Below are 13394 nucleotides of genomic sequence, written 5' to 3'. Positions count from 1 at the left end.
CCCTTCTTTATAGTAACGAACGTACCAAAAGCTGTGTATACGGATGCTGCGGGTCCTCCAATATCTGATCGGTAAGCCCTTCTTCTATAATCCGTCCATGCTTCATGACCACGGTGCGATCGGCCAACATCCTTATGACGGCCAGATCGTGGGATACGATGAGCATGGCCACTCCCAGCTCCTGCTGCAACTGCCGCACTAGATCTAATACCTTGGCCTGTACAGATAGATCCAATCCGGTAGTAACCTCATCCAAAAACAAGAGAGGCGGATGATTGGCCAGTGCTTTGGCTATCTGAACCCTCTGCTGCATACCGCCGCTGAAGTTTCTCGGCGATTCATCCATGCGCTCTAATGGCATCTCGACCCGACGCCACAGTTCGGCTGCCCGGCAGCGTATACTGCCCACATGGTACATATCCGCAGCTATAAGCTTTTCGGCTATATTGCCACCGCCTGAAATATGCATTCTAAGCCCCATCCACGGGTTCTGAAATACCATACCCATCATATGGTTGCGTATATACCGCTGGATTTGGGACGATTCCTTAAATAAATCGGCTTTGCCGCTTCTAAAAATCGACAAATACATAGCACCATGGGTAACTTGCTCTTCAAAGTATAGGCAACGCATAAGGGTACTTTTGCCCGATCCGCTCTCACCTACTATGCCGAGTATCTCCTTTGGATAAAGCTCGATGGATATATCTCGACACGCCCACAGGGCACCACATTCAGGGCATCGGCTTATACTGTCGTCCATGGTACATTTTTCGCATCCCTCACCATAGCGCTTGCTTAAACCTTTTACTTTCATTAAAGGTATATCATGCTCATCGAATGCATCGTCAGTTTCCTGTTGGCTTAAAATCTTGGTTTCCATCATATTTCCCGCTCCCTCTGCCTTTTTTTACAAAATGCCGTATCACTGCATTGATATATCTTTTGACCGCTAGCCTCATCAAATATCTCGTTGAGGAATGTATCCGAGCTGCCACATTTGCAGCATGCACGCCCCACAAAACTTTCTACCTCAAAAGGATAATCCTCAAAGGACAGAGGCAGCACATCGGTATAAGGCGGTATGGCGTATATACGCTTTTCGCGTCCGGCTCCGAAAAGGTAAAGACATTCGGCATGGTTTAATTTCGGTATGTCCCATCGGGGTATAGGGCTGGGACTGAAAAGATACCTGCCGTGTGCGATACATGGGTAACTGTGACTTACCGTCACCACACCCCAATGCACTATATCTTCATAAAGGCTCAGCCACATGGAGCTGTAATCCATCTCGGCATGCTGGCGCCTCGTTATCTCCTCCCTTGGCTCTATGACACGAAGAGGTTCTGGAAGTGGTACTTGAAACACCAATATTTGATTCTCCCTAAGGGGTTGTTCAGGTATGCGATGGCGCGTCTGTATTATCGTAGCCTCTCCGGTCTCTTCAGTAGTAGCTATGCCGGCTGTGTTCTCCACCAGATGGCGTATGCTCACCGCGTTGACGCTGTCGTCGCTGCCTTGATCGATGACCTTGAGCACATCCTTTGGCCCTATCAATGAAAGCGTGAGCTGAAGCCCTCCGGTGCCCCATCCGCGCGCTATGGGCAGTTCCCTTGAGGCAAATGGTACTTGATAACCCGGAATGGCCACCGCTTTAAGAGTCTTGCGCCGTATCTCCCGTTTTGACCCCTCGTCCAAAAAAGCGAAGTTATACCTCTCGTCGATCAGCGATAACATCGATTTCCTCCTTTCCGGGCTGGTTCCGGGTCTGCCTTATGCGATCCAGAGATGATTGGAATGTGACATAATGGGGCAGCTTTAAATGTGATACAAAACCGTTGGCCTCGACGCTGTCTATATGCATGAGTACGAACTCCTGATCCTGCACGGGCGCCGTGCCTTGGGTTTCAAGGCTGCTCTCTAATATGGCCATAGCGATGGCTTTAGGCTCATTATGGCCGAAACAAAGACCGTAGCCCATCGAAAATCGGGCCTTATCAGCTGTCTTATTCTCGGCGAAGGAGTTTATAATCTCCACCTCGGTTAGCAATATCTCGCCTATATATATCGGCATTCCCTCCGCTTGGTCGGAGAATGGATAGGGTATATACACCGAAACAAAACCCACTCGCAATTCGCCTATGGTGGGATGCACCGCACCGTAGCCGCGCATGCTGCTGTATGCCAGCGCTACCATAGCACCGGTCTCTCCCCTAGCCAAGAGCTGCAACCTAGCCGACCGAGGTGCCGGAAAGCTCAAGCTTTCCATAGTCACATCGAATGGCGTCGCTTCGGCATGGGATTCGGGCATGCCATCCATCAAGTCCTCTGAACGCAAGACATCTATCACCTTCGAAAATGTTGGCATCTGCTCGGCATCATCCATTTCTTGGCGGAAATCCTTTATAAAAGCGGCTATATCGTCCTCATTTTCGTTTGTCAAAGCGAAATCAATCAACCTGTGGGTATAATCATAGGTAGGCCCTAGCATCTGCCCCCCCGGTATATCCTTAAATGCCGATGATATACGCCTTATGAGGCGCATTTGCGCCGGTTCTACCGTGAGAGAATAATGGCTGCGTGGCAGTGTCGAACGATAAGCCCGCAGCAAAAAAGCCGCTTCGGCTATATCACCCTCGGCCTGCTTTAAGGCTATGGCAGCATATTCAGGCGCATATAACCCACCTTCTCCCATGACTCGATCAATCATGAGGCGCATCTGGCTTTGTATTTCCTTTACATCCAAAGGCACGGCTGCATCCTTTAAACGATAAAACCTTATGAGACGGTTGGCCGAGACTATAGCCTCTTTTCCTCCGGTAACTGTAACATATCCCATTATTTGTCACCAGCCTTTATTATGGTAGTACGGGGTAAAGCTATGATCTCGCCTTTTTCATCGGTTATTATCATGTCTATACCCATAGGATACTCCGCATCGACGATCTCGCGTAAGCGCATCCAGCATGAGGATAACCCTTTGACCGCACAAAACCGTTCATGTTCGACGCCCGGCCCGGATATTCTCAATATATATCCTCCGGGCTGTTTCCCTTTGCCAAGCTCTTCCACGGACAAAATTATGGTAGCGCTCTCATCGGGCCTAAGCAGGCTGCCTCGTTTTGCCATATGCATGATCTCCGCAATTTGTTTATCCTCCAGCGCTCCTTCTGCGAATATATAGTCGGCTCTATCCCATGGCGCAGGGCTGCTGCCTGTAAGCCATCTTATATGCCTTTCCTCATCGGCAGAACCGCGACCTGCAATAGCAAAGGTCACCTCATTATCCAGCAGCGTCAAAGCTATAGAGGTCATAGGAGGCTTAAGCACGCTGCAAATCTTGCCCGGCCGGGCCATGGCATCCAAAAGCTGCCTATAGACCCATTGAGCATCGAATACCGGATCAAATACCAAGCTATCTGTCTTTGCCATCATAATCCTCCATAGTGGAAAAATCCACCTTTGTTTTCGATACCGCCGCATAGTCCTGTCTCTGCCGCTTCTCAATTAATTTTTCCTGCTCGGCTAACACCGGTAGCCACCTTTCGACTTCGGGCAGACAGGCGTTGAACGCCGCATCGATCACCGCCAAGCTTCGGGCATGCTCCGGGCAATCTCCCATAATGGCACCAAACCCTGCCACCCCATCCACCTTCACTGCGCACTCGCTCATAAGCGCCTCTCCCATATAAAATGGCTGTTGGGATACCGAATCCCTGACCTTTACCATGACCAGACTCCTACTGGCGGGTTTAACCTCCGTCACTTCATGGCACCTTGATACATCTTCAGACCAGTTCCCCCATATGCTTTTGTCACCCTCCACCAGTATTCTGGTCAATATGGCTTTATCTTTATAATCCATTAGCGTTAATCATCCTTTTTTTAATAAAATTGCTCATCATCTCAACGGTATAAAGCATGGCAAACATAACCATTACAATAAACAGCGCATCGTGCAGCTCATACATGTGCATGGATCGAATGAGCTGCCAGCCTATGCCACCAGCTCCGACCATCCCCAGGACTGTGGCGTACCTAAGATCGATATCGAATCTAAGCAAAGCCCATGACATAAACGATGTATATACCAACGGCAGAACACCCCGCACTATCATCTGTAACCACCCGGCTCCCGCGGCGCGCATGGCCTCCAACACCCGTTGGTCCACCTCTTCTATAGAATCGGAAAACACCTTTATCATCATTCCTAAACTATGAATGGCCAATGCCAATACCCCAGGCAGCGGTCCTAATCCCAATGCCGCCACAAATATGATAGCCCATACCAGCACCGGTATGGCGCGCATGAGCGCCGCAAAGCCACGCAGAAACCAAAACATCCAACGGCTGGGCGCCGTATTGGCCGCACAGAAGAATGAAAGCACAAAGGCAACAACCACCGACAGCAATGTAGCCGCCCACGTCATCTGAAATGTCTCCGCCACTGATCGCAATACGTCTTCCCATTCGGAAAAATTTGGCGGAAACATTTTAACAGCCATTAATGGCAATTCTCTCGTACCGCTTATCAATCTTCCATAATCGAAATCCAACTGCTGCAAAGCAAAAATGAAGAAAATAATGCTAAACAACGCTATCCAAAGCAGATAGCGATCATTGGTCCTGTTTCTGTGCTGCTCGACGCCGGATGGCTCGGGCTGCCCTATGGGCATCTCCTTTTTTGCTAAATCAACACTCATATTATCCTCCTTCTCAGTTTAGTCGTGATCATCTCTATACCTATGAATAGAACCACCGTCATCAGGATGGCCATGGTAACCTCTTCAAACTGAAATAGCTTTATACCCGACTGTATGGCAAAACCAAGACCGCCGGCGCCTACCATACCGATCATGGTGGAACTGCGCACATTGGTATCCAATCCGAAAAGTGACCAGCTTACAAATTGAGGTAAAAACTGAGGCAGCACCGCCCTGCTCATGGTCTGAAGCCAACTGGCTCCGGTGGCTTTAACAGCTTCCAACTGGCCCTTATCAACCTCATCCAACGCCTCAGCAAAAGAACGTGTAAGTAGACCCACGCCGGCTATGAGCAACGCCATAGTTCCTGCCAGAGTCCCTAAACCATATGCCGGCACCAAAAGCAGCACCCAAACCATATCTGGTATAGTGCGCAATATCGATGCCACTCCCCTAGCGGCTATCTGCAATATCGGATGAGGTGTGGTGATGCTGGAAGCAAGATATGCCAGCACAAAGGAAATTACAGCGGCGACTACTACGGCCACCAAGCTCATATAAATGGTATCCAGTAGCGGCTGCATAAGATCGAACAGGCTGGATATATCCGGAGGAATCATATCCACGGTTATGAAACGGATAACCTCCCCCATGCCGGAAACGATCTCCTTTATAGAAAAGTCGATGCCGGCCATCGACCAGACTGTGATAGCCACAAGGACCAAAATCAGCAGGAATTTTTTCCATCTCATATCATCACATCTTTCATAACTCATGCATAGATCTCTTGCACAACGTCCTGAGCAAGATCCTGCGCTCTGCCCTCAAAGACCCTTCTGCCGGCTCGTATGCCTATTATCCTGTCGGCATACCTTTTAGCAAACTCCACCTGATGCAGGTTGATAAGACATGTTATTCCATCCTCTTTACATATACGGTATATATAATCCATTATGTTTTCAGATGTGACCGGATCGAGGCTGGCTATGGGTTCATCCGCCAATATGAGTTTGGGTTTTTGGGCGAGTGCCCGGGCGATACCTACCCGCTGCTGTTGACCCCCGCTCAATTCGTCCGCTCTTTTATGCGCTTGATTCACAAGCCCGACGCGCTCCAATATGCTCATGGCATCCTCGATATCTTGTTTCGAGAATATACCCAAAGCCCCCCTTACGCTGTCCATATACCCCAATCGGCCGTTCAATACATTGCCTAGAACGGTACTTCGCGCTATCAGGTTGAAGCTTTGAAATATCATACCCATTTGGCGTCGCACGTAGCGCAATTGATGTTTATTGGATTTAGTCACATCGATGCCATCGAAATACACATAACCGTCCGACGGTTCTATCAATCGGTTGATGCAGCGCATAAGGGTGCTTTTCCCCGCACCGCTGGAACCGATGATGCCCACAATTTCCCCTGCTTTAACAGTAAAATCCACACCTCGCAATGCCACTGTTCCATCTTTATAGGTCTTTTTTAAAGCGCTTACTGTCAATATAGGCTGGGCTATGCCATCGGCCTTTACGATCTCGCTCATTTCAACAATTCCTCCGGACTCATATTGAGTATCTCGGCCGTTTCTCGAACTATATCATAGTCAGAATCTTCGATAGGGAAGTAGCCGTTGATACCCCGTTCAGCGAATATCTCTTCGTTTTGGTAAGATAAGAAGAAATCTTTTATTTTCTGTTTTAAATCCTCAGGCAGATCTTTGCGGTAGGTTATAGGGTCAACGGGAATAGGCGAGGATTCGGCTATAACTTTGTAATCGCTGTCTTTGAGCAGGCCTTTATCCACAAATCGTTTCAGACTGGAGCTTGAAACGGCGGCGCCGTCAGCATCGCCTTTGGCTATGGTCAGCGCTGATGCATCATGCCCTCCGGAGAAGGACACGCTGCTGAATAATTTATCCACTTCATCCGCTGTCTTTAAGCCAAAATGCTTGGCCAGCATCACGTGAGGAAATAGGTTCCCCGAAGTAGAAGCCGGATCAACAAAAAGAAATTTTTTGCCTTTAAGGTCATCCAGGGTTTTGGCAGGAGACTCGTCGGGCACGATTATCACGCTTGTGTAAAAGGCCTCCTCAGGGCTTTTGGCTGCTACCGCAAAGGCCTCGGCACCACTGCGCTCATTGGCAATTATATAGGAAAATGGACCGAATTCGGCCACATCAACCTTTTGGGTGCGCATAGCCTCGATCACAGCCGTATAGTCGGTAGGAATATAGAATTCCACTTCAATGCCCAGCGCCTCGCTGAGATCCTCCACCACCGGCTCAAAGGTCTTAGCGAGAGACTCCTGGCTTTCTCCGGGCACCACGCTGTAATGCAAAACCTCAGGCCATCCTTTTTTCGAGTTGTCCTCCGGCACGCTTTGGTTCGATCCGCCACCGGCGGATGCATCGGGCTGATCTTGAGCGCTACAGGCTGACAAAACCAGCATTAAGATCATCATGCCGACAAATAACACCGCGATAGATTTACGCTTTGACATAGATACCATCTCCTTTTCATATTTTTTAGTTTACAAGAGCATGATAACTTGTCAACATTATGGCAGTGTTAAATCTTTGTTAAATCTGTGTTAATTATGAGAGGACTTGGCTAACGCTTATGGTCGATTCCGTTTCTTTTATGCATCATAAATGTTCAGCAAAATCGGCTTGACCCCGAACATCTTACTTCTCATATACACTTTTTATAAGTTTTTTGCACATGAAAGCCATAGCCAGTTTCAGATTTATATGCGGGGATACGTCTATATCGTAGCGGTTGCTTTTAATGCAATCTTTCAGCTCTTGAAAGCTATCGCATTCATCGCGAAGGCGGTTTTTCATGCAACCGAGCTGAAACCAATGGTGGCTGTCGCTGCCTGCTATAACGGGAAGATTGATTTTTCGGGCCAAATCGTATACATCGTCCTTTTGGTCGATGTTCTTGCCGTTTAACTCGATGAAATCAAGCTGTTTCAAAGCATATTCATCATGGCGGCATAGTATATTGCTATTTCGAAATGGGTGCGCTCCTATCTTTATCATGCCGCGGCTGTCGGCCAGCTCCATGAGATGCTCAAAGGCCGGATAGTCCTTCTTGGATATCTCTTCGGGGAATAGGGCTCTGATATCCAAGATATCCTTCTTGTAGCCGATTATGAGCACATGGCCGCCTTCTTTAACGTTTATCTCCATGCCGCAAAACACCTTGACATCATATGCATCATAATAGCCGTCTGCATATGGGAAAGCATTGTCCAGCTTATGATAGATATCGTAGAAATCCATCGTATTGAAATGCTCTGTAAAAGCGATGGCATCCAATCCGTTTCGTTTGGCCATTCTTATATATCGCGAAAAATAGGGCAACGAAAAACTCAGCTTTTTGCTCGGCTTGCCGTGGCAATGAAAATCTATATTCATATTCGATTTCTCCTGTTTATATTAATATTATTGCTATGAGGATCAGAATGGAAACCAAAAGGAAGATGATATCGGCGGCTTTTATCTTCAAATAGGATAGCTTGAGGCGTTTTACATCGTTATTGTTCATTGCGTAGGAAAAGCCCTTTGTCTCCAAAGCCTCGATGGTGGTCCTGATTCGCTTTGCGGTATTCAATATCAGGGGATAAAAGGCCAGCACCGCTATCTTTAGCAGATAATAGGCGTAACGCCAAGACAGGAACCCTTTTTTTGAAGGGGCATGACCTCTTAATCTGAAAGAGAGCATGATATCCTTGTACTCCTCGACCATAACCGGTATGACCCGATATCCGTAAGAGATCGAAAAAGCCAATTGAGCCGGAGCGCCGAAGCTTAATAAAGCATCGCTGAATCTTTCGGGGTCTATATTGGAGAATACCGCTATGCTGGCCAAAGATATGGTGGCCAGTTTAAGCGTAAGCGTGAGCAGCGCTGCTAATGCCGCCATGTTTCCTCCTAAAAAGTAGGCCACTATGGCATAACATGCCATTTGCCCGATGATGCCCAAACAAAGCAGGAACAAAACGAGTTTATTGGCTTTGGATATGGCCGTAATAACCGTTACAAATGCGAATATGGAAAGAAGCTTTGCGCTGTCGAAGAAAAACCAGGGGGCGAATGCGAATATCAAATACCATACCATCAATATGCGGGGATCCAGTTTGGACAAAAGTGTCGTGGTAGAGCCATAAGCTGTCCGCATGAGCTCCAGCTCGACACTTTCAACGTTTATTTTATCCAGCATACCTTTGAAGGGGTTCATTATATCATCACCTCATCTATTGAACTTATGCGGGAGGTAAACTCATCTATGCTCAAGGCTATGGGCCGCATGTTCAGGCGCTTGCTTAATTCCACTATTTGCGGCGGTTTCAGGTGACATTGATCCAGCAGCGTTATATCGTCGAATATCGATCTCGTATCCCCGTCGGCGATGATCCGACCGTCTTTCATTACTATAACCCGATCAGCCCATTCAGCCGCAAGCGACATATCGTGGGTGGCTATGATCACAGTCTTGACCCGATCTTTTAATAATTCCAAAGAGTTGACCATCTCGCGCCGGCTTTCAATATCGAGGCTGCCGGTGGGTTCATCAAGAAGGAGTATCTTAGGCTGCATGGCGACGCCTATGGCCAACGATGCCCTGCGCTGTTGGCCGCCGCTTAGCATGCGGCCGTCTTTGTGCTGGAGGTCCTCTAAACCGAAGGATTTTATGATATCATTAATGAAATAATCCAACACCTCGTATTCATGCGCTTTGTGTCTCGTCTTTAAAAAATAGCTTATATCCTTGCGTATGCTATCCTCTATGAACATCTCCTCGGGATTTTGATATATATAAGCCACCGTCGATGACAGCTCCTCAGGCATAATCTCTGCCGTTTCCGTACCATAGACGGTTATATGCCCACCCTTTGGCTTTATCACGCCGGTTATCATTTTGAGCAGCGTGGATTTGCCGGCGCCGTTGTTTCCGACGATGGCCACATTTTCCCCTTCATTTATAGAGAGGCTTATATCCTTCAAGACGTTTTTGGTGGTTTCGGTCAAGGATCTGAACCAAAGGGAAACGTCTTTGAACTCGATTGCGGGATGAGGCATATGGGCATCATCGCCAAGACCACAGTCATTGCTCTCGACGGGGCATTGTATCCTTGCCGCGGCAAAGTATTTCTCGGCTTCGCCGACAGTAAGGGGATAAGAGGGCATGTTTGGGCTGATGCGCCATGCCGCTTGGCTCACCTGCGGAGGATATATGTTTCTTTTTACAAGATCATTTACAGCATTCAAGGCATCGCGTACTGGTTTTATCCATACCGCGCGGCCGGCGTCCATCAATATGACACTATTGCAATATTCGGCGATAAGCTCGGTGTTGTGCTCGATGGTGATGACGGTTATGCCAAAGCTTTCATTTAAGATTTTAAGCCTCCGGTATATTGCCACCGCATTGTAGGGATCAAGCTGCGCCGCCGGCTCATCGATTATTATTATATCGGGTTTTACGCTTAAAGCTCCCGCTAACGCGGTCAGATGCTTCTGTCCGCCGCTGAGCTCCCATATAAATCGATCCTTAAGGCCTTCTATGTCCAACATCCTCAAGGCCTCCATGCCCTTTTGGTGATAATCCTTCATGCCAAAATTCAACGGCCCGAATGTGACGTCGTCGAGCACTGTCGGCCGCACAAGCTGGCTCTCAAAATCCTGGTATATATATGAAACGCGCTGGGCTAAGGTGGATACCGGCATATCCAAGGTATCGACACCGCAAACCTTTACCTCACCGTAAAAATCACCGGCTATAAAGTGGGGTATAATCCCATTTATGCATTTGCAAAGTGTGGTCTTACCGCTGCCGTTGCCGCCTATTATAGATACAAAGTCCCCTTTGTTTATCTCAAGATCGATATTATCGAGAGATGGCCTCTCGTTGGCTGGATATACAAACGATAGACCCTCGATACGTATGATACTTTCAGACATTTATATCTTGCCCTTCACCATTGTTCGATTTGCCCAGCCATATGACCACTATAGCCACAATCGCTGCGATAGTTATAGGCACCCATATGTACCACTGACCGAATTGATCCAGAAATTCCGGTTCCCATTCTATGATGTTAAAGCCTGCGCCCGAAAGCATGGATACGGCAGCAGCTGCTATTACGGCTATAATTGCGCCGCCGATCAAGCGAATAGGCACATTGAGCGCAGCGCCCTTTTCGATGAGACGAGGCTTTATACCAAGCAGCGGTTCTATTTTACCGTAAAGCCTTGGTGCGAAGTAGAGCGTAGGAATAAGGCCGAATATAATACCCGTGACGGCAAATTCAACAAGGAAGTCTATCATCTCCAGAGCGAACACGCTCTCGGGGAGACCGGAGATCGCCTCAAAATCTTCGATGCCAACCCACACCTTAGTCATGTCGATAAATGTACCGATCAAATCCTGGAATATGAAAGCAAATAAAGCGGCAGCAGCGATCTGCTTTCTATTGGTCACGTCCTTTACCATCTTGCCGGCGATGTATAGGCCCATGGTGAGCAGTATAACCTCTTCAAACTCACCTAATCCACCGAACTCGCCGAGTATGAGGTCGGCAAATACCAGCTCACCTATTGGAGCCGCTAACGCTGCCCAAAACGAATCGAACAGGATGCACAGCACAATAGGCACGAATATGAAACTGGAAATGCCTACCTCGATAGGACCCAATTGAAATTCGGGAAGGACTTCGGCTATCAGGTTCTCTATACCCGATAATGCTAACACCAATATGAACAACATAAGGTCTTTTGAGCTGTTTTTTCTCTCAGGGCGCAAAACTCTTTCCATAATCAAACACCTCTCCTTCGCGATAATATTTTGATCTTTCTATCATTAATTTTAATGGTTTCATGTTAAGCTGATGTTAAGTCAAGGTTAATTTTGTGTAAAATTTATCTTTATATTATAAAATGAAAAATTTCTTTCATTTTTAGCTTTTATATTGTATAATATAGTGTGAAAATCTTGTTTGGAGGATGTTTATGAAATTTTTTGACATCGAGCTCAACGCGGACGAAATGACAAAAAGTGAAAGGAAAATCGCCGACTTTATATTAAAGAACCCGCCGAGGATCGCATATATGACCGAAAGGGATATAGGCGATGAATTAGGCGTCAGCATAGCTACTGTGTCCCGTTTCTGGCGGACAGTGGGCTTTAAGAGCATCAAGGACTTCAAGCAATATCTGGAACAGAAGCTTACCATAACTCCGGCAAGCAAGATGAAGGATATATTGAATAAGATATCCAGGGAGGATATTGCAACCCGTATGTTGAAAACCGCTTCAACCTATCTCGATGAAACCTTAAAAAACCTGTCCAAAGACCAATTTGTAAAAGCGGTGAAGGCCATTAAGGAGGCTCGTGCCGTTTATGTATTCGGTCCCGGTCCAAGCGAAAGCTTAGCCGATCTCTTGTGTTTCAGGTTGAATCGCATGGGCAAGCGTATGGTGAAGATGGCCAAAAGCGGTAGGGAGTTATTTGAATCCATGGTGAACATAGAGAAAGATGATGCGGTGGTGATATTCGGTTTTGTCAGGATGATACCCGAGATCCATGCTATACTGGACTTCGCCAGAAACGAAGGCTGCACCACTATATTGATAACAGATATGCTTATATCGGAAATGATAGATTTAAGCGATATAGCCTTGTATACGGCCCGCGGCGAGCTTTGGGAGTTTCATTCCATGGTGGCTCCTATGGCGCTGGTAGAGTGCCTCATAGTAGCGGTGACCATGGAGCAGGAGGACACCCTTGCCCAACTGCAGGAACTACATGCCATGCGAAAAAGGTTTGAGCAGTATATTCGCATATGAGAGGCGGATCGCTCGATATATAGTTGCAAACAAATAATTTACTATAGCTGCCAATAGTGCCATAGCGGCGGTTCGGGCTTAAACGCCGGCCACCTGATTATCATAGGCTTCCATAATGGCCGCGGTTATAGAGCCGGGAACCCCGCCGCCTATAGCTTTGTCCTCTACTGCGTATTCCCCTTCCCGCACACCTATGCACAGCAACGGGGCCAATCTATCTATCACCAACTGCCTGGCTATGCCCGGCAATAGGCCGCATTCCACAGATGGTGTATGCAGACATCCCTCTTTTATCCAAAAGACATTGCTCATGCTGCCTTCGCATATATACCCCTTGTCGTTGAAAAGCAGCGCCTCTTGGCAGGCGGCTTCGACGGCTTCCTGTTTGGCCAGTATATTGTCCATATAATTGAGGGTTTTCATGAAGGTCAAAGGGGATGTGGGATTGCGCTTTATAGAGGATACTTTTGCGGCAAACCACCGCCTATAGCTTTCCTTAGCGTATACCACCGGCCTATGAGTCAAAAGCAGCATCCCTTCCTTGGTTAAGGTTATACGCAAAACATCATTGAATATATGGGCAGTTTCTATAAACTCATCTATATGCAAGGTTAGCTCCTCCACTTCAAAGGACACATAAACGCCCAAGCGCTTGGCCGAAGATATCATGCGCTCCATATGTTCCCTTATCATGAAGGGTTTACCGCCATAGATGCGCAGGGTCTCAAAAAGCCCCCACCCATAAAGCAAGCCCTGATCCATAGGCGATATATGGGCTTTGGATACAGGTACTATCTTTTTATTTATAGATACTAAATGCTGTGCCAATTGATACAACG

15 protein-coding genes are annotated in these 13394 nt (G+C 47.4%); 1 reads left to right on the top strand and 14 read right to left on the bottom strand.

The features are described 5' to 3' along the window. Window positions 1-7: 7 nt before the first annotated feature. The 13 genes from JG770_RS03380 to JG770_RS03320 all read right to left on the bottom strand — a co-directional run bounded on the left by JG770_RS03380 (window position 8) and on the right by JG770_RS03320 (window position 11524). Window positions 8-883 (bottom strand): ATP-binding cassette domain-containing protein, encoded by an 876-nt coding sequence (locus JG770_RS03380; RefSeq protein WP_363320898.1) that lies wholly within the window; start codon window positions 881-883, stop codon window positions 8-10. Next, a complete protein-coding gene (locus JG770_RS03375; protein WP_291955207.1) occupies window positions 883-1737 on the bottom strand; it encodes an alpha-D-ribose 1-methylphosphonate 5-phosphate C-P-lyase PhnJ in 855 nt (284 codons plus the stop codon). Before JG770_RS03375 ends, JG770_RS03380 begins: the two co-directional genes overlap by 1 nt. Next, the gene (locus JG770_RS03370; protein ID WP_291955204.1) at window positions 1709-2839 is read right to left on the bottom strand and encodes a carbon-phosphorus lyase complex subunit PhnI; all 1131 of its coding nucleotides are present in this window, start codon (window positions 2837-2839) and stop codon (window positions 1709-1711) included. The genes JG770_RS03375 and JG770_RS03370 overlap by 29 nt, the downstream gene beginning before the upstream one ends. Continuing rightward, the gene (gene phnH, locus JG770_RS03365; protein ID WP_291955203.1) at window positions 2839-3432 is read right to left on the bottom strand and encodes a phosphonate C-P lyase system protein PhnH; all 594 of its coding nucleotides are present in this window, start codon (window positions 3430-3432) and stop codon (window positions 2839-2841) included. The genes JG770_RS03370 and phnH overlap by 1 nt, the downstream gene beginning before the upstream one ends. Further along, complete coding sequence (gene phnG / locus JG770_RS03360) at window positions 3416-3865, bottom strand: phosphonate C-P lyase system protein PhnG (RefSeq protein ID WP_291955200.1); 450 nt, start codon at window positions 3863-3865, stop codon at window positions 3416-3418. The genes phnH and phnG overlap by 17 nt, the downstream gene beginning before the upstream one ends. Continuing rightward, complete coding sequence (gene phnE / locus JG770_RS03355) at window positions 3855-4703, bottom strand: phosphonate ABC transporter, permease protein PhnE (protein WP_291955199.1); 849 nt, start codon at window positions 4701-4703, stop codon at window positions 3855-3857. The genes phnG and phnE (JG770_RS03355) overlap by 11 nt, the downstream gene beginning before the upstream one ends. Then, a complete protein-coding gene (gene phnE, locus JG770_RS03350; RefSeq protein ID WP_291955196.1) occupies window positions 4700-5455 on the bottom strand; it encodes a phosphonate ABC transporter, permease protein PhnE in 756 nt (251 codons plus the stop codon). Before phnE (JG770_RS03350) ends, phnE (JG770_RS03355) begins: the two co-directional genes overlap by 4 nt. Window positions 5456-5475: 20 nt before the next feature. Further along, the gene (gene phnC, locus JG770_RS03345) at window positions 5476-6246 is read right to left on the bottom strand and encodes a phosphonate ABC transporter ATP-binding protein (protein WP_291955194.1); all 771 of its coding nucleotides are present in this window, start codon (window positions 6244-6246) and stop codon (window positions 5476-5478) included. Further along, on the bottom strand, window positions 6243-7202 hold the full coding sequence (gene phnD, locus JG770_RS03340; RefSeq protein WP_291955192.1) for a phosphonate ABC transporter substrate-binding protein: 960 nt from the start codon (window positions 7200-7202) through the stop codon (window positions 6243-6245). The genes phnC and phnD overlap by 4 nt, the downstream gene beginning before the upstream one ends. Window positions 7203-7386: 184 nt before the next feature. After that, a complete protein-coding gene (locus JG770_RS03335) occupies window positions 7387-8124 on the bottom strand; it encodes a PHP domain-containing protein (RefSeq protein WP_291955190.1) in 738 nt (245 codons plus the stop codon). Window positions 8125-8140: 16 nt separating this feature from the next. Then, window positions 8141-8947, bottom strand: a complete 807-nt coding sequence (locus JG770_RS03330) for an energy-coupling factor transporter transmembrane component T (RefSeq protein WP_291955187.1) — start codon at window positions 8945-8947, stop codon at window positions 8141-8143. Then, a complete protein-coding gene (locus JG770_RS03325) occupies window positions 8947-10671 on the bottom strand; it encodes an ATP-binding cassette domain-containing protein (RefSeq protein ID WP_291955185.1) in 1725 nt (574 codons plus the stop codon). Before JG770_RS03325 ends, JG770_RS03330 begins: the two co-directional genes overlap by 1 nt. Next, window positions 10664-11524 (bottom strand): hypothetical protein, encoded by an 861-nt coding sequence (locus JG770_RS03320; RefSeq protein WP_291955183.1) that lies wholly within the window; start codon window positions 11522-11524, stop codon window positions 10664-10666. Before JG770_RS03320 ends, JG770_RS03325 begins: the two co-directional genes overlap by 8 nt. Before the next feature lie 194 nt (window positions 11525-11718). Between JG770_RS03320 and JG770_RS03315 the strand changes: the two genes are divergently transcribed. After that, the gene (locus tag JG770_RS03315; protein ID WP_291955181.1) at window positions 11719-12555 is read left to right on the top strand and encodes a MurR/RpiR family transcriptional regulator; all 837 of its coding nucleotides are present in this window, start codon (window positions 11719-11721) and stop codon (window positions 12553-12555) included. 78 nt (window positions 12556-12633) lie between these two features. On the opposite strand, the gene JG770_RS03310 is transcribed toward JG770_RS03315, so the two are convergent. Then, window positions 12634-13383 carry an aminotransferase class IV gene (locus tag JG770_RS03310; protein ID WP_291955179.1) on the bottom strand — a complete coding sequence of 250 codons (750 nt, stop codon included), beginning with the start codon at window positions 13381-13383 and terminating at the stop codon, window positions 12634-12636. Window positions 13384-13394 lie beyond the last annotated feature (11 nt).

Origin of the sequence: Mahella sp. (genome assembly GCF_020054945.1) — a bacterium.
GTDB lineage: Bacteria > Bacillota > Clostridia > Mahellales > Mahellaceae > Mahella.
The sequence above is the reverse complement of the archived record's forward strand: the minus strand, read 5'-3'. Positions and strand labels throughout refer to the sequence as shown.

Excerpts from the sequence above, each read along its gene's own strand:
- JG770_RS03380 (WP_363320898.1), bottom strand. The coding sequence starts at position 883 with ATGGAAACCAAGATTTTAAGCCAACAGGAAACTGACGATGCATTCGAT.
- JG770_RS03375 (WP_291955207.1), bottom strand. The coding sequence starts at position 1,737 with ATGTTATCGCTGATCGACGAGAGGTATAACTTCGCTTTTTTGGACGAG.
- JG770_RS03370 (WP_291955204.1), bottom strand. The coding sequence starts at position 2,839 with ATGGGATATGTTACAGTTACCGGAGGAAAAGAGGCTATAGTCTCGGCC.
- phnH (WP_291955203.1), bottom strand. The coding sequence starts at position 3,432 with ATGGCAAAGACAGATAGCTTGGTATTTGATCCGGTATTCGATGCTCAA.
- phnG (WP_291955200.1), bottom strand. The coding sequence starts at position 3,865 with ATGGATTATAAAGATAAAGCCATATTGACCAGAATACTGGTGGAGGGT.
- phnE (WP_291955199.1), bottom strand. The coding sequence starts at position 4,703 with ATGAGTGTTGATTTAGCAAAAAAGGAGATGCCCATAGGGCAGCCCGAG.
- phnE (WP_291955196.1), bottom strand. The coding sequence starts at position 5,455 with ATGAGATGGAAAAAATTCCTGCTGATTTTGGTCCTTGTGGCTATCACA.
- phnC (WP_291955194.1), bottom strand. The coding sequence starts at position 6,246 with ATGAGCGAGATCGTAAAGGCCGATGGCATAGCCCAGCCTATATTGACA.
- phnD (WP_291955192.1), bottom strand. The coding sequence starts at position 7,202 with ATGTCAAAGCGTAAATCTATCGCGGTGTTATTTGTCGGCATGATGATC.
- JG770_RS03335 (WP_291955190.1), bottom strand. The coding sequence starts at position 8,124 with ATGAATATAGATTTTCATTGCCACGGCAAGCCGAGCAAAAAGCTGAGT.
- JG770_RS03330 (WP_291955187.1), bottom strand. The coding sequence starts at position 8,947 with ATGAACCCCTTCAAAGGTATGCTGGATAAAATAAACGTTGAAAGTGTC.
- JG770_RS03325 (WP_291955185.1), bottom strand. The coding sequence starts at position 10,671 with ATGTCTGAAAGTATCATACGTATCGAGGGTCTATCGTTTGTATATCCA.
- JG770_RS03320 (WP_291955183.1), bottom strand. The coding sequence starts at position 11,524 with ATGGAAAGAGTTTTGCGCCCTGAGAGAAAAAACAGCTCAAAAGACCTT.
- JG770_RS03315 (WP_291955181.1), top strand. The coding sequence starts at position 11,719 with ATGAAATTTTTTGACATCGAGCTCAACGCGGACGAAATGACAAAAAGT.